The organism is Streptomyces sp. NPDC030798, assembly GCF_055572275.1.
The window spans coordinates 53,403-74,964 of record NZ_JBVIDR010000006.1 but is presented as its reverse complement, the minus strand read 5'-3'; the positions used below and the strand labels follow the sequence as shown (position 1 = coordinate 74,964).

Sequence of the window (21,562 nt, the reverse complement as noted above, 5' to 3'; positions counted from 1 at the left end):
GCCCGTGTTGCCGTGACCGCTCGGGCACGCAGCGAGTTGGCCCTTCCGCCCCACAGGGACTCGTGTGACACTGTCGTCCCCCGTCCACCATGCGGACTCCTTCCGCACCCCCTCCCCCACGAGAAGTGCGCCGTGCGTTCTCTTCCTCTGCCGCTCGCCCTCACCGCGCGACTCACGCCCGTCGCCGTGCTCGCCTGTGCCGGCTGGGCGCTGTCGTCGGGGCCCGCCACGCCGTCCGCCGCCGATCACCAGCCCGACCGGCAGACGCCGACCCGGTCGGCCTCCGCGCCCTCCTCCACGGCCGTGTCGAAGTCGTACTCCACCGCGCCCACCCCCTGCACCAGCGTGCCCGCGGCGTTGGTCAGGTCGCTGGTGCCCGGGGCGAAGACGGCGGGCAAGGAGATCCCGTCGACCGACACCAAGCTGCGCCGCACCTGCTCCTGGAACGCCCTGAAGGGCTACGACTACCGCTGGCTCGACGTCTCCTTCGAAGTGGCCGAGTCGGACCAGGAGGCCAAGAAGGAGTACGAGCAGCGGGTCACCGAGAAGAGCGGCGGCGGGGCCGTTCCGGGACTCGGGGACGCCGCCTACTCGGTCGTGAATCTCACCACGGAGGACAAGCAGCAGACCCGTGAGGGCGTGGTGCTGGCCCGTGTCTCCAACGCCCTGGTCATCGTCACCTACAACGGCAGCGACTTCGAGACGAAGAAGGCGCCGAGCACGGACGAGATCAACAGGGGCGCCATCAAGGCGGCGAAGAGCGCCGTCGCCGCGCTGCAGTCCGGCTGAGCCGCTCTCAGGAGCGCAGGAGCGGCCGCGTGAGATCGCGCAGTTGCCGCTCGGTGACGGCGCCGGGGTGGACCGCCGCCATCCGGCCGCGCCTGTCGATGACCACCGTGAACGGCACGCCTCGCGGCACCGACCCCTTGGGGAACCTGAGCACCTGCCGCCCGGAGGGGTCGCTGATGCTGGGGTAGCCGAGCCCGTGGTCGTGCTGGAAGGCACGTCCGCCGGCCGTGTCCGTGTCGGTGTTGAGGCCGATGACCTGAACTCCCTTGGCGGCGAGGTGTTTCTGTGCGGCGCTGAGCTCCGGTGCCTCGGCCCGGCAGGGCGGGCACCAGGACGCCCACGCGTTGAGGACGACGACTTCGCCGCGGTAGTCCGACAGCCGCAGCGGCTTGCCGTCCAGGCTCTCGCCGGCGAGGTCGGGCGCCGCCGCCCGGCGGCCCGCGGGCAGCGGTCCGCTCTTCTCCTCGGCGGGGCCGGAGGTGGCCATGCCCGCGTGGCAGGAGGCCAGCAGCAGGCAGGCAGCGGTCCACAGCAGGGGTCGTCTCTTCACGAACAGCGAGTATGGCAACAGGGCGGCGCTGACCGGCGTTGGGGTAGGGGTGGCGGATCACTGCCGGTGGCCGCTGTTGTAGGTTCCGGAGAGGGACGACCGGCCGCGGGGACGGCCGGGACCGTGACGTACGGGGGTGGTGGGGTGCGCAGGCGCTACGCGGTCGCGGCCGGGGTGCTGGCCGCCTCGGTGGCGGCGGCCGGTTGGGGGTGGGCGCGCCACGACAGCGGTCCGCCGTACGGGCTGCGCGCGGCCGAGCGGGCGGCCGGACCGGCGTGCACCGCCCTGGCCGGACGCTGGCCCGGCCGACTCGACGGCCACGACCGCGAACGGGTCGGCGTGACCGGCGCCGAGGCGTGGGGCGGGGGCTTGGTCACGGCCCGCTGCGGTGTGACCTCCCCCGGCCCCACGACGGACCCGTGCGTGAGCGTGAACGGTGTGGACTGGGTGCTGCGGGAGAGCCGCTCCCGGCAGGCGGGACGGAAGGTCGTCGTCTCCTACGGCCGCAGCCCCGCCGTGGAGGTGACGATCTCCCCCGGCGTGCGCGGTCTCGACACGGTGCTGGTCGACCTGTCCCGGGCGGTCTCCCCCGTCCCGCAGCACGCGCACTGCGTCTGACTCCGGCGGGCGGCCTCAGCCGGCCCCGGTGGTCGCCGCATCCCTGCGCCCGGTCGCCAGCGTGAGCACCAGGTACAGCACCAGTGACGTGCCGAGGCCGACGGCCCAGCCGTAGTCCGCGAGCGGCTTGAGGGCGGGCAGGGGGCGGCCGTCGATCAGGGGGTGGAAGTCCGCGCCGCCGATGGCGAGGATGCCGCCGGCCAGGAAGGCGGCCACCGCCCGCCAGTTCCAGCCGCCCGCGTACCAGTAGCGGCCGCCCGTGCGGTACAGGTCGGCCAGGCTCAGGCGGGTGCGGCGCACGACCCAGTAGTCGGCGACGAGGATGCCCGCGACCGTGCCCAGCAGGCCGCCGACCAGGCCGAGCCAGGTGAAGATGTAGCCCTGCGGGTCGGAGTACAGCTTCCAGGGGAAGATCAGCACCGCGAGCACGGCGGTGATCAGGGCGCCGGTGCGGAAACTCACCCTTCGGGGCACGACGTTGGAGAAGTCGAAGGCCGGGGAGACCAGGTTGGCCGCGATGTTCACCGAGAGGGTCGCGACCAGGACCGTGACGAGCGCGTAGAGCAGGCCGACCACGTTGTCCGTCTTCGCCGCCAGTTGCACCGGGTCCCAGACCGGCTTGCCGTAGACCGCCTGGGAGCCGGAGGTGACCAGCACGGAGAGGAAGGCGAAGAGGGTCATGGTCGTCGGCAGGCCGAGGGCCTGGCCCCAGGTCTGGGCCTTCTGGCTCTTGCCGTAGCGGGTGAAGTCGGGGATGTTCAGCGACAGCGTGGACCAGAAGCCGATCATGCCCATCAGGGAGGGCCAGAACAGCTTCCAGAAGTCGCCGCCCCAGCCCAGTTTGGACGGCTGGTCGAACAGCGGGCCGACGCCGCCCGCCTTGCTGCTCATCCACCACAGCATGACGAACGCGCCGACGAGCACGAAGGGCGCCGCCCAGTTCTCGAAGCGGCGGATGGTGTCCATGCCCCGGTAGATGATCGCGATCTGGATGGCCCAGAAGATGGCGAAGGACAGCCACATGGTCCAGGCGTGGCCGCCGATGTGCGAGGCGCCCGACCAGCCGCTCCCGATCAGCTTGCCGGCGAGGAAGTAGATTGCCTCGCCGCCGATCCAGGTCTGGATGCCGAACCAGCCGCAGGCCACCAACGCCCGTACGACGGCGGGGAGGTTGGCGCCGCGCACCCCGAAGGAGGCGCGGGCGAAGACCGGGAACGGGATGCCGTACTTCGGCCCGGCGTGCCCGGTGAGCAGCATCGGGACCAGCACGATGACATTGGCGAGGGCGATGGTGAACACCGCCTGCTTCCAGTCCATGCCGACGGCGATCAGACCGGAGGCCAGGGTCCAGGACGCCGTGTTGTGGGCCATGCCGACCCACAGCGCGGAGAAGTTGTACGTCGTCCAGGTGCGCCCCGCCACCGGGACCGGGAGCAGGTCCGCGTTGGCGTAGCGGCCGCTGGGCTGCGGCGCACCGGGGGCGATCTCCACCCGGCCGTCGGCGAGGGTGACTTGGGAGGTCGGTGGTATGGCCGTGGGAGCGGTGTCGGTCATGGGGCAGGCCAATCGGATGAGGTGGGACGGGAGAGGCCGTGCGGGCACACGCCCCTCCCCGGGGGAGCGGGGAGGGGTGACCAGGGGTGTGGGGGGTGTCGGCGGGACGGGGGGAGGGTCAGGCGGCGTTGACGGCGGGGATCACCTGCGTGCCGTAGGCGTCGATGGTGGCCTCCTGCGCGTCGTGCATGTCGTACACCGCGAACTGGTCCACGCCCAGCTCGCGCAGTGCGGTCAGCTTCTCGATGTGCTTCTCGGCGGGTCCGATCACACAGAAGCGGTCCACGATCTCGTCGGGCACGAACTGGGTGTCGGGGTTGCCGCTGCGCCCGTGGTGCGCGTAGTCGTAGCCCTGACGGGACTTGATGTAGTCGGTGAGTTCCTCGGGGACCTGGGCGGAGTGCTCGCCGTACCTGGCGACGAGGTCGGCGACGTGGTTGCCGACCATGCCGCCGAACCAGCGGCACTGCTCCCGCGCGTGGGCGAGTGCCTCGGGCGAGTCGTCGGCGGTGACGTAGGCGGGGGCCGCCACGCAGATGGTCACCTCGGCGGGGTCGCGGCCGGCTGCGGCCGCCGCCTCCTTGACGGCCTTCACCATGTACTCGGTCAGGTAGAGGTCGGACAGCTGGAGGATGAACCCGTCGGCCTCCTCTCCGGTCATCTTCAGTGCCTTCGGCCCGTACGCGGCCATCCAGACGGGGAGTTCGGCGCCCGGCTTGATCCACGGGAAGCTGATCCGGGTGCCGCCGAGGTCGGCCTCCTCGCCCCGGCCGAGGGCGCGGATGACCTTCATGGCCTCGCTGATCCGGGCGAGCGTGTTGGGTTTGCGGCCCGCCACCCGCATCGCGGAGTCACCGCGGCCGATGCCGCACACCGTGCGGTTGCCGAACATGTCGTTGAGGGTGGCGAAGGTGGAGGCGGTCACCTCCCAGGTGCGGGTGCCCGGGTTGGTGACCATCGGTCCGACGGTGAGTTTCGAGGTGTTGGCCAGGATCTGGCTGTAGATCACGAAGGGCTCCTGCCACAGCACGGCGGAGTCGAAGGTCCAGCCGTAGCGGAAGCCGTTGCGTTCGGCCCGTTTCATCAGGCTGATGACGCGGGAGGCCGGCGGATCGGTCTGCAGGACGAGTCCGAAGTCCATGGGGCGCCACTCCTAGGTGAGGTACTGACAGGTGGAGCGCGGGGTGAAGACGCCGTGACCGGCGCGTCCGGTGTACTCCCGCCGGTCGATGACGAGTTCGCCGCGCGAGAGGACCGTCTCGACCCGGCCGGTGGTCCGTTTGCCCTCGTACGCGGAGTAGTCGACGTTCATGTGGTGGGTCTCGGCGGACATGACCTGCTCGGCGTGCGGGTCGTAGATGACGACGTCGGCGTCGGCGCCCGGGGCGATGGTGCCCTTCTTCGGGTACAGGCCGAACATCCGGGCGGGGGTGGCGCAGGCGATCTCGATCCAGCGGCGGCGGGAGATGTGCCCGTCGACGACGGCCTGGTGGAGCAGGTCCATGCGGTTCTCCACGCCCGGCAGACCGTTGGGGATCTTGGAGAAGTCCCCGCGGCCCAGCTCCTTCTGGCCCGTGAAGCAGAACGGGCAGTGGTCGGTGGAGACGACCTGCAGGTCGTTGGTGCGCAGGGCCTGCCACAGTTTCGCCTGGTGCTCCTTGGGGCGCAGCGGCGTGGAGCACACGTACTTCGCGCCCTCGAAGCCGGGTTCGGCGAGGTTGTCGGTGGACAGGAACAGGTACTGCGGGCAGGTCTCGCCGAAGACGTTCAGCCCCTCGTCGCGCGCCCGCGCCAGTTCGGCCACGGCCTCCGTCGCCGAGACGTGCACGACGTAGAGCGGGGCTCCCGCGACCTGGGCGAGCCGGATGGCGCGGTGGGTGGCCTCGGCCTCCAGCAGGGCCTTGCGGACCTCGCCGTGGTAGCGGGGGTCGGTCTCCCCGCGGGCCAGGGCCTGCTCGACCAGGACGTCGATCGCGATGCCGTTCTCGGCGTGCATCATGATCAGCCCGCCGTTCTCGGCGGAGCGCTGCATGGCCCGCAGGATCTGGCCGTCGTCGGAGTAGAACACCCCCGGGTACGCCATGAACTGCTTGAAGGAGGTGATCCCCTCCTCGACCAGCAGGTCCATCTCCTTGAGCGTCTCCTGGTTCACATCGGAGACGATCATGTGGAAGGCGTAGTCGATGGCGCAGTTGCCCTCGGCCTTGGCGTGCCAGGCGTCCAGGCCCTCGCGCAGGGTGTGGCCGACGCTCTGGACCGCGAAGTCGACGATCGTCGTCGTACCGCCCCACGCGGCGGCGCGGGTGCCGGTCTCGAAGGTGTCGGAGGCGAAGGTGCCGCCGAACGGCAGCTCCATGTGGGTGTGGGCGTCGACGCCGCCCGGGATGACGTACTTGCCGGTGGCGTCGATGACCTTCTCGGCGGTGAACGCCTCCGCGGCGGGGGTGCCGGAGGCGGCGAGGGCCGCGATACGGCCGTCCTCGATCAGGACGTCGGCGTGGATCTCGTCCGAGGCGGTGACGACGAGACCACCACGGATGACGGTACGGCTGCTCATGCTGCTCCCTCGGTCGACTCGGTTGCGGTCAGGGCGCGGTCAGCGGTGTGTACGCCCCGGGCGCCCGGTCGCGGTAGAACTGCCAGCGGTCGCGTACCTCGCGGAGTTTGGCCAGGTCGAGGTCGCGTACGACCAGTTCGGTCTCCTTGTCGCTCGCCACCTCGCCGACGAACTGGGCCTCCGGGTCCACGAAGTACGTCGTGCCGTAGAAGTCGTTGTCGCCCAGGTCCTCCACGCCGACCCGGTTGATCGCTCCGACGAAGTACTCGTTGGCGACGGCCGCCGCCGGCTGCTCCAACTGCCACAGGTAGCGGGACAGGCCGCGCGAGGTGGCCGAGGGGTTGAAGACGATCTCGGCACCGGCCAGGCCCAGCGCCCGCCAGCCCTCGGGGAAGTGGCGGTCGTAGCAGATGTAGACGCCGATCCTCCCGGCGGCGGTGTCGAAGACGGGCCAGCCGCTGTTGCCCGGGCGGAAGTAGAACTTCTCCCAGAATCCCTGGACCTGAGGAATGTGCGTCTTGCGGTACTTGCCGAGGTAGGAGCCGTCCGCGTCGATCACGGCGGCGGTGTTGTAGAGGACGCCCGGCTGCTCCTCCTCGTACATCGGCAGGACGAGGACGATGCCCAGCTCCCGGGCGAGCGCCTGGAAGCGCCGGACGGTCGGACCGTCCGGGATCCGCTCGGCGTACTCGTAGAAGGCCTTGTCCTGGACCTGGCAGAAGTAGGGCCCGTAGAACAGCTCCTGGAAGCAGAGGACCTGGGCTCCCTGCGCGGCCGCGTCGCGGGCCGCCTGCTCGTGGACCTGGATCATGGATTCCTTGTCGCCGGTCCAGGCGGTCTGGAAGAGGGCGGCACGGATCACTCGGCTCATCGCAACCTCCGGTCGCTCGGTGTACGGCGAGACTAGGAAGCCCGGATGGCCGGTTTGAGATGCAGCGTGTCACGTCCGGGGCCGGCCGGCGTGTCACCGTGTCACGTGTTCGCAGACCCATGTTTCACCGCCGTTTTCCCAGGTCGTGGCTTGTTTCAGCGTTGTTGCGCGTCGTGCGCGAGGAGCGCGATGTGCACGGAGGCCGCCTGTTCGAAGTCGTCGAGGTCGACGCCCAGCCGGGTCTGTATCGCCTCCAGGCGCCGGTAGAGGGCGGGCCGGGAGACGTGGTGGAGCTGGGCGGTGCGGGACTTGTTGCGGCCGGTCGCCAGGTAGGTGCGCAGGACGTTCAGCAGTTCCTGGTCCGTGCCGCACAGCAGCCCGTCCAGCTCCCGCTCGGCGAAGGACTGCACGTGCGGGTCGTCCCGCAACAGCCGGACCAGGCCGCGCAGATGGACGTCCCGGAGCCGTACGACGGCCGGCAGGTCGAGGGCGGCGCAGGAGCCGGCGACCGCGTCGGCGACATGCTGGGCCTCGCGCAGCCCGGCGGGCACGTCGTCCCAGGCGGTGCGCGGATCGGCGGCGGCGACCAGGGCCTGCGACTCGGCGCGCAGCCGGGTGGCGAAGTGGGCGGTGAGGGCCTCGGCGTCCTGGTCGCGGGCGAGGCTGAGCAGTACCGCGGCGGCCCCCTCGGCGAGCTCGGCGACGATCCCGGACATCCCCAGCAGGCGCAGCACCCGGTCGAGTTGGTCGGGCCGGCGGTCGAGGACGACGAGCGGCACGAAGGTCCGCCGGTTGACCGGCAGTCCGGCCGCGCGGGCCCGCGGCAGCAGCCGGCGGGCCGGTACGACGCCGGAGACCAGGTCGGTCAGCAGGCTCTGCGCGGACTGCTCCTCCCAGGTGTGCGCGGAGCCGCCGCCGAGCATGCGGTGCAGCACCAGGGCCTCGGCGGCCCGGTCGGCCAGCAGCCGCCCGGTGGCCGCGTCGCCCCGGTAGCCGCACAGCAGCAGCCGGCCCCAGCGCTCCCCGCGGCCGTCCAGCTCGGCGCGGATCCAGCCGTCGCCCTCGCTGCCGCCCGCCTGCCGGGCGATCCGCTCCCAGTCGCGCAGGACGTCGTCCACGGCCGGCCGCTCCCCCGCCGTGGCGAGGACGCGGTGGGCGAGGTTGGTGACGACGACCGGGCAACCGCTGTGCAGGGCGACCTCGTCGAGCAGCCGGCCGAGCGGGGCGCCCGCGGTGATCAGGCGGGTGAGGGCGGTCCGTACGCTCTCCGAGAGGCTCACGGCGGCATACTTCCGCCGCACCAGCCGGGACTGCACCTCCTCGGTCAGCTCGGCGAAGGGGAAGGGCCGGTGCAGGACCACCATGGGCAGCCCGCACCGCTCGGCGGCCCGGCGCATCACCTCGGGCGGCGTCGGGAAGGCCCGGCCGAGCCCGAGGACGACGGCCGCGGCCTCGGCGCGGTGCAGGGACTGGACGTACTCGGCCTGCTTGGCCTCGTCACCGGCGAGCAGCACCCCGGTGGTGAGCACCATCTCGCCGCCGCTGAGCATCACGCCGACGTCGGGGGCCTCGGCGACGTGCACCCAGCGCACCGGCCGGTCGAGCTGCGCGGCGCCGGCCACCACCTCGGGCTCCCCGGCGAGCACGCGCTCCAGGTTCAGCACCTGCCGGACGGAGAGGGCGGGCTCCGGCAGGTGGAGGGATCGGGACTCCGCGGTGGTGGTCATGGCCGTACACCTGTTTCTCTCGTACGTGCTCCACGTACGGGTTCGTGCGGGTCAGTACGTGCTCCGCAGCGCCCGTTCGAGGATCGCCGCGCCCTCCTCGGCCTCGGCGACGGTCAGCGACAGCGGCGGGGCGATCCGCAGGGCGCTGGTGTTGTGGCCGCCGCCCTTGCCGATGAGCAGTCCGCCCTCGCGGGCTGCCTCCAGGACGGTGGCGGCCGCCTGCGGATCGGCCTCGTCGGTGCCGGGCCTGACCAGCTCGACGCCGATCATCAGGCCGCGCCCGCGCACCTCGCGCACCCCGGGGAGCTGGGCGGCGACCGCCCGCAGCCGCTCGATGAGCAGCCCGCCGACGCGCCGGGCGTTGCCCTGCAGGTCGTGTTCCAGGAGGTAGGTGAGGTTGGCGAGACCGGCGGCCATGGTGAGCTGCGTGCCGCCGAACGTCGAGATGCTGTTGGCGTCCAGGCAGTTCATGATCTCGGCGCGGGCGATGACGCCGCCGATGGAGGTGCCGTTGCCGATGCCCTTGGCGAAGGTGACGATGTCCGGCGGGCCGCTGCGGGCGTGCGCCTGCCAGCCCCAGAAGTGGTCGCCGGTGCGGCCCCAGCCGGTCTGCACCTCGTCGGCGATCCAGAGGATGCCGTGCTCGTGGAGTACCTCGCGGAAGGCGGCGTAGAGCCCGTCGGGCGGGGAGGTGAAGCCGCCGACGCCCTGGACGGGTTCGGCGATCAGCGCGGCGGGCGGGCGGGTGTGCCCGAGGACGTCCCTCAGGTCCGCCACGCAGGCGTCGATGAACGCGCGGTCGTCCAGCTCGGCGAACGGGCCTCGGGTGCGCACCCCGCCGTGCACGTACAGCGTCTGCAGCGGGGACAGGGAGGTCGGGGACCAGCTGCGGTTGCCGGTGATGCCGACCGTGCTGAAGGAGCGGCCGTGGTAGCTGTTGCGCATGGCCAGGACGGTGTTGCTGCGCCGGTGGGTGGTGGCGAGCAGCAGGGCGGTGTCGTTGGCCTCGGTGCCGGAGGTCGTGAAGAAGACCCGGGCGTCGGGGATGCCGCTCACCTGGGCGATGCGCTCGGCGAGTTCGACCATCGGCCGGTTGAGGTAGAGGGTGGAGGAGTGGATGATCCGGCCGGCCTGTTCCGTGACCGCCTTGGTCACCTCGGGCAGGGCGTGGGCGGTCATCGTGGTGAGGATGCCGCCGAAGAAGTCGAGGTACTTGTTGCCGGCGGAGTCCCAGACGTGGCGGCCCTCGCCGTGGGTGATCTCGAGCGGCTCGTCGTAGTAGAGGGCGAGCCAGTCGGGCAGGACGCTGCGGTGGCGGGCGTAGAGGTCGTTCACGGCTGCACCAGTCCTTCGTAGGCGTCGGGGCGGCGGTCACGGTAGAAGGCCCATTGCTGCCGGACCTGTTCGATGAGGTCGAAGTCGAGGTCGCGGACGACGAGTTCCTCGGTCTTGTCGCTCGCGGGCTCGCCGACGAACTGTCCGCGCGGGTCGACGAAGTAGCTCGTGCCGTAGAAGTCGTTGTCGCCGTACTCCTCCTGGCCGACGCGGTTGATGGCGGCGACGAAGTACTCGTTGGCGACGGCCGCGGCGGGTTGCTCGAGCTGCCACAGGTAGGAGGAGAGACCACGGTGGGTGGCGGACGGGTTGTAGACCAACTGGGCGCCGTTCAGCCCGAGTTGCCGCCACCCCTCGGGGAAGTGCCGGTCGTAGCAGATGTAGACGCCGACCTTGCCGACGGCCGTGTCGAAGACGGGCCAGCCGAGGTTGCCGGGTTTGAAGTAGTACTTCTCCCAGAAGCCCTTGACCTGGGGGATGTGGTGCTTGCGGTACTTGCCGAGGTAGGTGCCGTCGGCGTCGATCACGGCGGCGGTGTTGTAGTAGAAGCCGGACTGCTCGATCTCGAAGACCGGTACGACGATCACCATGCCGGTCTCGCGGGCGAGGTCCTGCATCCGCCGGACGGTCGGGCCGTCGGGGACCGGCTCGGCCCAGCGGTAGTGCTCCGGCTCCTGGACCTGGCAGAAGTAGGGGGCGTTGAAGACTTCCTGGAACCCGATGACGCTCGCGCCCCGGCGGGCCGCCTCGCGGGCGTGCTCCTCGTGCTTCGCCACCATGGACTCGGTGTCGCCGGTCCAGGTGGCCTGGACCAGTGCGGCACGTACGACGTTGGCCATGAGCTGCTCCTTCGACGCGACGTCCGAGCCTCTACGCCCGTAGAAACGGCCCGTAGAGGGACGAAAGTAAGCCTCTCGGACGGGCTTGCCAAGACCATCGTCGCCAACCCGCGGAGTCGATCACGTATGACACCCCGGTGGGTGAGCCGGCCGCCCGCGCTCAGGCGGTGAAGCCGGCCACCCTGAGCGCGTGCACCAGATCCCAGTGGCGCTCCTCGGAGGCGCGCCGGGCGGCCTCCAGCAGGAGCGGGACCAGGCGGGCGGGGTCGGTGGCGGCACTGCGGGCGGCCTCCTCGGGGGTGCGGACGACGACGTAGGCGTCCAGCAGGGCCCGCACCTCCCGCGCCCGCCCCTCGGCTTCCAGCGCCAGCACGGCCGCGCCGATCTCGCCGGGCGGCCGGGCCACACCCTGCCGCAGCATCTGCTGCCCGTCCACGATCCTCCCGGCGGCCTCCAGCGCGTCGGCGGCGGCGACCAGCCGCTCGGCGGGCAGCGCGGCGGCCTCCCACAGCAGCGTGGCCCAGTCGGCGCCGAGCCCGGCGCGCTGCAGCGCCTCCGCGAGCAGCGGGAAGCGGGGCGTGGGCCACCGCGTCAGCTCGACGAGCAGCACATGCGCCTCGCCGCTGCGGCCCTCCGTCCGAAGCCGCACCAGCCGCTCCACGGCCCCGGCCACGGCCGCCTCCGCCCCGGCGTCCGCCACCTCGACGGGCACCTCCGCGTCCACGGGCTCCTCCCCTGCCCCCGCGAACCGCGCCCCCCGCGGCCCACCGCCGCCCTCGGCCACCACCGCGGGCCCCTGCGGCACGACGACGGGTGCCCCGCCGTCCTCGACCATCCCGGCGAACCGCGCACTGCCGCGCCGCCGCCGCTTCTTCGCCTTGGCGGGCCCGCCCGCTTGCGGCGCCGGTCCGGGCGCGGCGCCGAGCGTGGGGGACGAGACGGGGTACGGGGCGGCGGGTGCGCCGGCGGGGTGGGCGCCTGGCGCGGACGGATGCGTCGCGGCGTCGCCACGATGCGCCGGCTGGGCCGGCGCTACGGCGGTGGGGTGCGCGAACGGGTTCGTCGCGAAGCCGGCGGGGTGGGTGCCTGGGGCGGTGGGGTGCGCGCCGGCGCCGGCGGATTGGGCGCCTGGGGCGGTGGGGTGCGCCGGCGGGTGCGCGGCGGCGCCGGGAGACGTGGCGGGGCGCTCGGTGCCGGCGGGAGACATGGCGGGGCGCTCGGTGCCGGCGACGGCGGGGTCGCCGGGGTCGAACACGCTCGGGCCGGCCTCGCGCTCGGCGGGACGGGGGCCGTCATACCCTCGCGACCTGCCCGAGGGACCGGCCCGGAACGCGGCGGAGTCGGCCCCCTGCCCGACGGCGGGTGTGGCCTCGGACCCCCGCGAGGTGCCGGGATCGCGGCGCTGGAACGCGGCAGGGCCTGCTCCCCGCGCGCCGCCGCGCGCCGCCTCGAACCCCGGTGATGTACCGGCGTCGCGGGGCCGGAACCCGGTCGGGCCGGACTCGTGGTCGGGCGCATCGTTGCCCTCGGGCCCCCGCCACACGCCGCGCATGCCGTCACCCCCGCCCCACGGAGTGCCCCCGAACGCATCCGTGCCGGCCGGCCCCCGTCCGGTGCCGTCTCCCGGGGGAGGGGAGGCGCCCGGTTCGCGCCGCACGGCCGTCGCGCGGTCCTCGGGAGCGGCCGGTACGTCGTGGAGCCCCCGGGTTCGGCGGTCCAGTTCGGCCATGCGGGCGCGGAGTTCCGTGCAGCGGGCGGTGGCTCTTTCGTGGTCGTCGTGGGCCCAGGCCAGGTCGAGGCGGAGGGGTTCGGCCTCCTCGGGAGAGGTGGCCGCGGCCAGGAGGGCGTGCAAGTGGGTCTGGCGTTCGGCGGCGTAGCGCTGCTCGCGGAGCATCACGTCGAGGCGGTCACCCAGGGCGTCCCGGGCGCCGGGACGCGCGTCGTGGGCCGCGACGGCGGCCGCGTGCAGGGCGAGGGCCCGTTCCCGCTCCGCGGCGCCAACGGCGGAGCCGTAGGCCGCCGTCAGATCCTGCAGCAGCGCCTCCAGGACGTCCCACGGCGGCATCTCACGCCCGTCGAGACAGGCCTGCATGCCCTCCGGGTCCCGCTGCCAGAAGACCCCGCACCAGCCTCTGCCCTGGTCCAGGCGCCCCAGCAGACCGTCCAGATAGTTCGCGAACTCCCGCACGCGACCAGGGAGTTGATCCACAGCCATGCCCGACTCCCGCCCGACTGCCAGCACTCCGGTCGGTAGGCAACACCAGCCGTGTTACGAGCCTGCTACGCGCAGTTTTCCGGACGTGTGCGGACGGCTCATTGCGCGATCTTGACCTTTGCGCGCGCCCGGCCCCGTCCGAGTCCTCAGACAGCCACCAGCGCGCACCGCGCCACCAGCTCGTCCATCGACAGTCCCAGCACCCCGGCCAGCGCGGCCACGGTGAAGAAGGCCGGCGTCGGCGCCCGTCCGGTCTCGATCTTGCGGAGGGTCTCCGCCGAGACGCCGGCCGCCGCCGCGACCTCGGTCATGCTCCGCCCGCCACGCGCCTCGCGCAGCAACTGCCCGAGCCGTTCGCCGCGTTCACGTTCTTCGGGGGTGAGAGGGGTGCGCACCATGGCGCCCATTCTAATACCGCCCCCTCCCCCTGTGCCTATTAAAACCCGGTATAGTAATTGGCATGGTGGAACTGAAGACGGACACGTCGATCGACGCGATGCACGCGGCGGGCCGGATCGTCGGCCGGGCCCTGACGGCCGTACGGCAGGCCGCGGACGTCGGCGTCTCCCTGCTGGAGCTGGACCGGGTGGCCCGGGAGGTGCTGCGCGAGGCCGGGGCCTCCTCGCCGTTCCTCGGCTATCGCCCCTCCTTCGCCCCGACCCCCTTCCCCGCCGTCATCTGCGCCTCGGTCAACGACGCGATCGTGCACGGCATCCCCACCCGCTACCGCCTCCGCGACGGCGACCTGCTCTCCGTCGACTGCGGCGCGGAGCTGGACGGCTGGGTCGGCGACTCCGCCGTCAGCTTCGTCGTGGGCCGCCCCCGCCCCGCCGACCTGCGCCTGGTCGAGACGGCCGAGCGGGCCCTGGCGGCCGGCATCGAGGCGGCCGTGCCCGGCAACCGCATCGGGGACATCGCCCACGCCGTCGGCCGCGTCTGCCGTGCGGCCGGCTACGGCATCCCGGCGGGCTTCGGCGGGCACGGCATCGGCCGCCGGATGCACGAGGACCCGGACGTCCCCAACGAGGGCCGCCCCGGCCGGGGCCTGCCGCTGCGCCCCGGCATGGTCCTGGCGATCGAGCCGATGCTGATCGCCGGCGGCAAGGACGGCTACTACGAGGCGGCCGACGGCTGGACCCTCAGGACCTCCGACGGCTCCCGGGCCGCCCACGCCGAGCACACGGTGGCGATCACGGAGGACGGCCCCCGCGTGCTCACGGCCAGGCAGACTGCCTGAAGCTCCCCCAACACGGCCGGGAACAGCGTGACCAGCCCCGACGCGCCCCGCAGCCGCCTTCCGCCCCCGGCGGCCCCCGCGCCGGCTCGGACATGCCCCCGCCATCGGATCGTGCCATCGTGGCATGAGCGGCCCGCCCGTGGGTTACCCGGCCGCTCCGCACGTCGTCTGCGAAGGAACGAAACGATGACCAGCGGCTACATCGGCCCGGAGGACCCCTTCGGAGAGTTTTTCGCCCGCTTCTTCGGCGGAGCCGGCGTCCCCGGCGGAGCCGGAGACCGCAGCCCGCGCCACATCGACATCGGCCGGCTGCTCAGCCAGCCGGCCCGCGAGCTGGTCAGAGGAGCCGCCCTGTACGCCGTCGAGCACGGCAGCCGGAACCTGGACACCCAGCACCTGCTGCGGGCGGCCGTGGAGTCCGAGCCGACCCGGAGTCTGCTGAGCCGGGCGGGCGCGGACCCGGACTCGCTCGCCATGGAGATCGACGACCGCGCGGGCCCCGCCCAGCACCCTCAGGGCGAGGTGCCGCCGCCGACCTCGCTGTCACTCACCCCGGCCGTCAAGCGGGCCCTGCTGGACGCGCACGACATGGCCCGGGCGAGCGGTGCCGGGTACATCGGTCCGGAGCATGTGCTGAGCGCGCTGGCCGCGAACCGGGACTCGGCCGCCGGGCACATCCTGAACGCGGCCCGGTTCCAGGCGGGCAGCCTGCCGCCGGAGGCCCCGGAGACCGCCCCGGTGCGCCCGGAGCGGCAGCGGCCGACGTCCACGCCGACGCTCGACAAGTACGGCCGCGATCTGACCGAACTGGCCCGCCAGGGCGGTATCGACCCGGTCATCGGACGGGACACGGAGATCGAACAGACCATCGAGGTGTTGTCCCGGCGCGGCAAGAACAACCCGGTGCTGATCGGTGACGCGGGCGTCGGCAAGACGGCCATCGTGGAGGGGCTGGCGCAGCGCATCGCCGACGGTGACGTACCGGACGTGCTGGCGGGGCGCAGGGTCGTCGCCCTGGACCTGACCGGGGTCGTCGCGGGCACCCGCTACCGGGGCGACTTCGAGGAGCGCCTGAACAACATCGTGGAGGAGATCCGCGCCCACTCCGACCGGCTGATCGTCTTCATCGACGAGCTGCACACCGTCGTCGGCGCCGGGGGCGGCGGCGAGGGCGGGGCGATGGACGCGGGCAACATCCTCAAGCCGGCCCTCGCCCGCGGCGAGCTGCACATCGTCGGCGCGACCACGCTGGAGGAGTACCGGCGGATCGAGAAGGACGCGGCGCTGGCCCGCCGGTTCCAGCCGGTCCTGGTGCCCGAGCCGACCGTCGAGGACACGATCGAGATCCTGCGGGGGCTGCGCGACCGGTACGAGGCCCACCACCAGGTCCGCTACAGCGACGAGGCGCTGGTGGCGGCCGTGGAGCTGTCCGACCGGTATCTCACCGACCGCCGCCTGCCGGACAAGGCGATCGACCTGATCGACCAGGCGGGCGCCCGGGTGCGCCTGGGCGCGCGGACGAAGGGCACGGACGTGCGCGCGATGGAGCGCGAGGTCGAGCAGCTCGTCCGGGACAAGGACCAGGCGGTCGCCGACGAGAGCTACGAGCAGGCCACCCAACTGCGCGACCGGATCACCGAACTGAAGCAGCGGATCGCGGAGGCCAGCGACGACGACAAGGTCGACGAGGGGCTGGATCTGGAGGTGACGGCCGAGGCCATCGCCGAGGTGGTGTCCCGGCAGACGGGCATCCCGGTCAGCCGGCTGACCCAGGAGGAGAAGGAGCGGCTGCTGGGCCTGGAGGAGCACCTGCACCGGCGGGTGGTCGGCCAGGAGGAGGCGGTGCGGGTGGTCGCCGAGGCGGTGCTGCGCTCGCGCGCCGGGCTGGCCAGCCCCGACCGGCCGATCGGCAGCTTCCTGTTCCTCGGCCCGACCGGCGTCGGCAAGACCGAGCTGGCCCGGGCGCTGGCCGAGGCGCTGTTCGGCAGCGAGGACCGCATGGTCCGCCTGGACATGAGCGAGTACCAGGAGCGGCACACCGTCTCCCGGCTGGTCGGCGCCCCGCCCGGGTACGTCGGGCACGAGGAGGCCGGCCAGCTCACCGAGGTGGTGCGCCGGCACCCGTACTCGCTGCTGTTGCTGGACGAGGTGGAGAAGGCGCACCTGGACGTCTTCAACATCCTGCTGCAGGTGCTGGACGACGGCCGGCTCACCGATTCCCAGGGCCGGACCGTGGACTTCACCAACACGGTCATCGTGATGACCAGCAACCTGGGCTCCGAGGCGATCACCCGGCGCGGTGCCGGGATCGGCTTCGGGCCGGGCGGAGCGGAGGCGGACGAGGAGGCGCGCCGTGAACAGATCCTGCGGCCCCTGCGGGAGCACTTCCGGCCGGAGTTCCTCAACCGCATCGACGAGATCGTCGTCTTCCGCCAGCTGACCACCGAGCAACTGCGGCAGATCACCGATCTGTTGCTGGAGCGCACCCGCCGGCTGCTGACCGGGCAGGGCGTCACGGTCAGCTTCACGGACGGGGCCGTCGACTGGATCGCCGAGCGCGGCTACCAGCCGGAGTACGGCGCGCGTCCGCTGCGCCGCACCATCCAGCGGGAGGTCGACAACCAGCTGTCCCGGCTCCTGGTGGACGGCCGGATCTCCGAGGGCAGCCGGGTGACGGTGGACGTCCTGGACGGCCGGCTGGACTTCCGCACGGAGGAGGAACGGCCACCCGCCCCGGAGCTGTGAAGCGGCACGGCACGGCGGCCGGCTTTCCGTGAGCAGGAGAGCCGGCCGCCGTCCCGTGATCCATGGCCTGGCGTGCCCTACGGTGCCGGGTTCACCACCATCGCCGAGCCTCCGCCGCGCCGCACCTTCTCGGCGGCGGCCAGCCACTTGCCGCCCGGCAGCCGCTGGATGCCGGTGGCCGCGCCGATCTCGGGGTTGAGCGAGAAGGAGTGCCCGATGGCCTCGAGCTGCTTCCTCAGGTCGCTGTCGTAGAGCGCGGGTTCGAGTTCCGTCTTCGCCGCGTTGCGCTGGCTGGCGCGCGGTGCCGCGATGGCGTCGACCAGGGGCAGGTGCCGGTCGAGGAACTCGGTGAGGGTCTGCAGCACGGTGGTGATGATGGTCGCGCCGCCGGGCGAACCGAGCGCCACCACCGGCCGGTTGCACCGGTCCAGGACGATGGTCGGCGAGATGGACGAGCGCGGCCGCTTGCCCGGCCCGGGCAGGTTCGGGTCGTGCACGGCCGGGTTGGCCGGGGCGAAGGAGAAGTCGGTCAGCTCGTTGTTGAGCAGGAAGCCGCGCCCGGGCACCGTGATGCCGCTGCCGCCGGTCTGCTCGATGGTGAGGGTGTAGGAGACCACGTTGCCCCACTTGTCGGCGACCGTCAGATGGGTGGTGTTCTGGCCCTCGTACGTCGTGGGGGCGGCCGTTCCGCCCTTGCCGCAGGCCGCGGGGTGGCGGGGGTCGCCGGGGGCGAGGGGGCTGGTGAGAACCGCGTCGTCCTTGATGAGGCAGGCGCGCGAGTCGGCGTACCGCTGGGAGAGCAACTGCTTGGTGGGGACGTCCTCGAAGGCCGGGTCGCCGACCCAGCGCCCGCGGTCGGCGAAGGCGATGCGGCTGGCCTCGATGAAGTGGTGCAGGTACTGCGTCTCGCTCGCCTTGGAGAGGTTCGTGCTCTGCAGGATGTTGAGGGCCTCGCCGACGGTGGTGCCGCCGGAGGAGGAGGGGGCGATGGAGTAGACGTTCAGCCCGCGGTACGACGCCCTGGTGGGCGCCTGGAGCTTGGCGCGGTAGACGGCGAGGTCCTTCTCGGCCAGCTTGCCGGGGCGGGCGTTCCAGCCGGAGGCGGGGTCCACGGGCGGGTGCTCGACCGTCTTGACGATGTCGTCGCCGATGTCCCCGCGGTAGATAGCGCCGACGCCCTTGCGGCCCAGCTCCTCATAGGTGCGGGCCAGTTCGGGGTTCTTCAGCGTGGAGCCGACGACCGGGAGCTGTCCGTTCGGCAGGAACAGCTTCGCGGTGTCCGGGAAGTAGCGGAACCGGGTCTCGTTGGCCGCGGTCTGGGAGCGGAAGGTGTCGTCCACGGTGAAGCCGTCGCGGGCGATGCGCTCGGCGGGCCTGAGGACCGTGCCGAGCCGTCTGCTGCCCCATGTCTCCAGGGCCGTCTGCCAGGTGGCGGGCGTCCCCGGGGTGCCGACGCCCAGCCCGCTGCTGACGGCGTCGGCGAAGGCGAGCGGCTTGCCGTTCTCCAGGAACAGGTCGGAGTCGGCGGACAGCGGGGCGGTCTCGCGGCCGTCGATGGTGTGGACGGTGCGGGTTCTCGCGTCGTAGTAGACGAAGTAGCCGCCTCCGCCGACGCCGGCCGAGTAGGGCTCGGTGACACCGAGCGCGGCGGCGGTGGCGACGGCCGCGTCGACCGCGTTGCCGCCGTTCCTGAGCACCTCGATGCCGGCGGCGGAGGCGTCGGCGTCCACGCTGGCGACGGCTCCGCCGTAGCCGACGGCCACGGGGACCTTGGTGGCCTTCTCGCTCGGTGTGGCGGCGGGTGGCGCCGCAGCGCCCACCGACACCAGGGCGGCCGAGACCGCCAGAACCGCCAGTTTCCGCGTGCCAGGACGACCCATCCGAACCTCCCGTCGGGACATCCGCGCAGCGTAACCAGATTGCCGTACTACCGACAGTACGCCTCGGCCGCTCACCACACGAACGCCACACCTCGAACACCGGTGCGCCTCAGGTGACCGGGGCCCGCTAGCATGCGCGGCCATGAACGACGACGTGCGCACCATCGTCCTGGGTGTCGTGGCCGCGGGCATCAGTGCCGCGCTGGGGTGGCTGGCCCGTACCTCTCTGTGGCGCCGCACACTGCGGCGCAAGCAGGCCTTCTTCGGGCTGCCGGAGCATTCCGAGTCGCTGCTGGTGGTCAACCGCAACGTGACCGGCGGGGAGTTGTCGGTGATGCGGCAGGACGTGTTCGCGCTGCTGGAGCTGTCCGCGCTCATCAAGGACTGCCACGCGCACGCCCAGGTGGTGGCGCACGACGCCATGCAGCAGGGGTTCGGGGAGCGCACGGAGTTCTGTCTCGGCGGTCCGGCCTCGAACCGCCGGATGGCCGCCCATCTGTCGTCGCTGCTGCCGGGTGTGCAGGTGAACACCGAGGACGAATCCGGCCCGGACATGGGTGCGTTCCGGATCGGCGAGCAGGACTACCGCATGGAGAGCGGCCGCTGCGAGTACGTGCTGCTCGCCCGGCTCACCGCCGGTGCGCGGGCCGGCTCCCGGCCGGTGTTCCTCTTCTGCGGACAGCGGGCGATCACCCACCAGGCGGCGACCCGCTATCTCGCCCGCGAGCACACGCGGTTGGCGCGCAAGTACGGCGGCGGCTCCTTCGTCCTGCTGCTGAAGGTGGTCAACTCGCAGGCGTACGGCCCGGATGTGGTGGAGCTGGTCGCGGACGTGACACGGCCCGCGCAGACGCCGCTGCCGGATCCGGAGCCCGCGCAGTCGTAGAAACCTTTACCGGTGCGTAACTTACCGACGGGTTACTTACGGTAAGGTCCTCCGGTTACCGTCGGGTCACTTTGCATGTGAACCAATGAGGAGTGACCCCATGGGACTTGGTCGCACCACCCTGCGCACCTCCGCCGTCGGTACCGTCTCCGCGGCTCTGATCGCCGGCACCGTCGTCGGCCTGGCCCCGGCCGCGCAGGCCGCCCCGTCCGTCCGCTTCGTGGACATCGCCGGCGACGGAGGCACCGTACTGAAGGCGAACGTCCTCACGCCCGAGGGCGCCGACGGCTCGCACCGCTACCCCCTTCTCGTGCTCCCCACGAGCTGGGGCTTTCCCCAGGTGGAGTATCTCGCCCAGGCGCAGAAGCTCGCGGACGCCGGATACGTCGTCCTGGCGTACAACGTGCGCGGGTTCTGGCAGTCCGGCGGTCACATAGAAGTGGCCGGTCCACCGGACACCGCGGACGCCTCCAAGGTCATCGACTGGGCCCTCGCCCACACCCCCGCCGATCCCGCGCGCATCGGCATGGCGGGGGTCTCCTACGGCGCCGGCATCAGCCTGCTCGCCGCCGCCCACGACAAGCGGATCAGGGCCGTCGCCGCGCTGAGCGGCTGGGCCGACCTGATCTCCTCGATCTACCCGAACCGCACCCAGAGCGTCCAGGCGGCGGCCGTCCTGGACGGCGCGGCCACCCTCACCGGCCGCGAGAGCCCGGAACTGCGCGAGATCTTCGACAACTTGTACTCCTCGAACCTGTCGCAGGAACAGCAGATGATCGACTGGGGGAGGAAACGTTCCGCCGCAACGTATGTCGACCAGCTCAACAAGAACCGCCCCGCGGTCATGCTCGCCAACGCGTGGGGCGACACGGTCTTCCCGGTCAACCAGTACGCCGACTTCTACGAGAAGCTCACCGTGCCCAAGCGCCTGGAGCTGCGCCCCGGCGACCACGCGACCGCCGAGCTGCCCGGCCTGTTCGGGCTGCCCAACGACGTCTGGACGGACACCGAGCGCTGGTTCGACCACTATCTGCGCGGCGCCGACAACGGCGTCGACCGCGAGCAGCCCGTCCGCGTCAAGCCGCGCAGCTCCGGCGGGTACGAGGACTACCCGGACTGGAAGTCGCTCGCGGCGACCCGGCGCAAGATCGCGCTCGCGGGCTCCGACACCATCCACGCCAACGTCGACTCGGGCGCGGACGGCGGCATCGTCTTCCTCTCCAGCATCCTGGACCAGATCGCCCAGTTGCCGCCCATCGCCTCGATCCCGCTGCTGCCGCGCCGCTGGGCGGCCGTGTGGCAGTCGGAGCGGTACGGCACCGCCCAGCGGGTGCGCGGCACGGCCACCCTGCACACCACGCTCACCCCGACCGAGGAGAGCGGCACCTTCATCGCCTACCTGTACGACGTGGGGCCGCTCGGCTTCGGCAAGCTGGTCACCCACGTGCCGTACACCTGGCACGGGCGCACCCCCGGCGAGCCGTTCGACGTGAACCTCGACCTGTTCTCCACGGCCTACGACGTGCCCGCCGGGCACCGTCTGGCGCTGGTGGTCGACACGGTCGATCCGCTGTACATCGAGCACAACCCGTCCGGCGCGCAGCTGACCTTCTCCTCGCCGCCGGACGACCCGTCGTACCTGTCCGTCCCCGTGCGCGAGCAGTGATCTCCGGCTGCCGCCGGACGAGCCTGGCCCGTGAACTGCCGCCCCCTTACGGTCTCAGGGCCGTGGGCGGCTCCCCACCCGGCAGCAGCGTCC

At 72.2% G+C, this 21,562-nt stretch carries 17 protein-coding genes; 6 read left to right on the top strand and 11 right to left on the bottom strand.

Translation table 11 applies throughout. The features are described from left to right. The first annotated feature begins 132 nt into the window (after positions 1-132). Positions 133-789, top strand: a complete 657-nt coding sequence (locus ACZ404_RS15525; RefSeq protein ID WP_468439955.1) for a hypothetical protein — start codon at positions 133-135, stop codon at positions 787-789. A gap of 7 nt (positions 790-796) precedes the next feature. On the opposite strand, the gene ACZ404_RS15520 is transcribed toward ACZ404_RS15525, so the two are convergent. Beyond that, entirely contained in the window at positions 797-1,339 is a 543-nt protein-coding gene (locus tag ACZ404_RS15520; RefSeq protein WP_468439953.1) for a TlpA family protein disulfide reductase, read from the bottom strand. 123 nt (positions 1,340-1,462) lie between these two features. Between ACZ404_RS15520 and ACZ404_RS15515 the strand changes: the two genes are divergently transcribed. Beyond that, positions 1,463-1,957, top strand: a complete 495-nt coding sequence (locus tag ACZ404_RS15515; protein ID WP_468439951.1) for a DUF3515 family protein — start codon at positions 1,463-1,465, stop codon at positions 1,955-1,957. A gap of 15 nt (positions 1,958-1,972) precedes the next feature. Here ACZ404_RS15515 and ACZ404_RS15510 read toward each other — a convergent pair whose 3' ends face one another. The 9 genes from ACZ404_RS15510 to ACZ404_RS15470 form a co-directional block, all read right to left on the bottom strand. Continuing rightward, positions 1,973-3,511, bottom strand: a complete 1,539-nt coding sequence (locus ACZ404_RS15510; protein ID WP_468439949.1) for an NCS1 family nucleobase:cation symporter-1 — start codon at positions 3,509-3,511, stop codon at positions 1,973-1,975. Positions 3,512-3,629: 118 nt separating this feature from the next. Continuing rightward, on the bottom strand, positions 3,630-4,652 hold the full coding sequence (locus tag ACZ404_RS15505) for a TIGR03842 family LLM class F420-dependent oxidoreductase (protein WP_468439947.1): 1,023 nt from the start codon (positions 4,650-4,652) through the stop codon (positions 3,630-3,632). Positions 4,653-4,664: 12 nt separating this feature from the next. Next, entirely contained in the window at positions 4,665-6,068 is a 1,404-nt protein-coding gene (gene hydA / locus ACZ404_RS15500) for a dihydropyrimidinase (RefSeq protein ID WP_468439945.1), read from the bottom strand. 28 nt (positions 6,069-6,096) lie between these two features. After that, a complete protein-coding gene (locus ACZ404_RS15495) occupies positions 6,097-6,939 on the bottom strand; it encodes a nitrilase-related carbon-nitrogen hydrolase (protein WP_468439943.1) in 843 nt (280 codons plus the stop codon). Positions 6,940-7,094: 155 nt separating this feature from the next. Further along, complete coding sequence (locus tag ACZ404_RS15490) at positions 7,095-8,666, bottom strand: PucR family transcriptional regulator (RefSeq protein ID WP_468439941.1); 1,572 nt, start codon at positions 8,664-8,666, stop codon at positions 7,095-7,097. A 51-nt stretch (positions 8,667-8,717) separates the two neighbouring features. Next, positions 8,718-10,001, bottom strand: a complete 1,284-nt coding sequence (locus tag ACZ404_RS15485; RefSeq protein WP_468439939.1) for an aspartate aminotransferase family protein — start codon at positions 9,999-10,001, stop codon at positions 8,718-8,720. Further along, entirely contained in the window at positions 9,998-10,840 is an 843-nt protein-coding gene (locus ACZ404_RS15480; protein ID WP_468439937.1) for a nitrilase-related carbon-nitrogen hydrolase, read from the bottom strand. The genes ACZ404_RS15485 and ACZ404_RS15480 overlap by 4 nt, the downstream gene beginning before the upstream one ends. Positions 10,841-11,000: 160 nt before the next feature. Continuing rightward, on the bottom strand, positions 11,001-13,055 hold the full coding sequence (locus ACZ404_RS15475; RefSeq protein WP_468439935.1) for a hypothetical protein: 2,055 nt from the start codon (positions 13,053-13,055) through the stop codon (positions 11,001-11,003). A gap of 146 nt (positions 13,056-13,201) precedes the next feature. Further along, positions 13,202-13,453, bottom strand: coding sequence for a helix-turn-helix domain-containing protein (locus ACZ404_RS15470; protein ID WP_468439933.1), 252 nt, complete (start codon positions 13,451-13,453; stop codon positions 13,202-13,204). Between the two features lie 62 nt (positions 13,454-13,515). Here ACZ404_RS15470 and map point away from each other — a divergent pair, with 62 nt between their 5' ends. Both map and ACZ404_RS15460 read left to right on the top strand, forming a co-directional pair. Continuing rightward, positions 13,516-14,292, top strand: coding sequence for a type I methionyl aminopeptidase (map, locus tag ACZ404_RS15465; RefSeq protein ID WP_468439931.1), 777 nt, complete (start codon positions 13,516-13,518; stop codon positions 14,290-14,292). Positions 14,293-14,478: 186 nt separating this feature from the next. Beyond that, positions 14,479-17,037 (top strand): ATP-dependent Clp protease ATP-binding subunit, encoded by a 2,559-nt coding sequence (locus ACZ404_RS15460; protein ID WP_468439929.1) that lies wholly within the window; start codon positions 14,479-14,481, stop codon positions 17,035-17,037. Positions 17,038-17,114: 77 nt separating this feature from the next. Here the strand turns inward: ACZ404_RS15460 and ggt are convergent, their stop codons facing one another. Next, the gene (gene ggt, locus ACZ404_RS15455) at positions 17,115-18,917 is read right to left on the bottom strand and encodes a gamma-glutamyltransferase (protein ID WP_468439927.1); all 1,803 of its coding nucleotides are present in this window, start codon (positions 18,915-18,917) and stop codon (positions 17,115-17,117) included. A gap of 142 nt (positions 18,918-19,059) precedes the next feature. Here ggt and ACZ404_RS15450 point away from each other — a divergent pair, with 142 nt between their 5' ends. Next, a complete protein-coding gene (locus tag ACZ404_RS15450; RefSeq protein ID WP_468439925.1) occupies positions 19,060-19,803 on the top strand; it encodes a hypothetical protein in 744 nt (247 codons plus the stop codon). 100 nt (positions 19,804-19,903) lie between these two features. Continuing rightward, the gene (locus ACZ404_RS15445) at positions 19,904-21,469 is read left to right on the top strand and encodes an alpha/beta fold hydrolase (RefSeq protein WP_468439923.1); all 1,566 of its coding nucleotides are present in this window, start codon (positions 19,904-19,906) and stop codon (positions 21,467-21,469) included. Positions 21,470-21,562 lie beyond the last annotated feature (93 nt).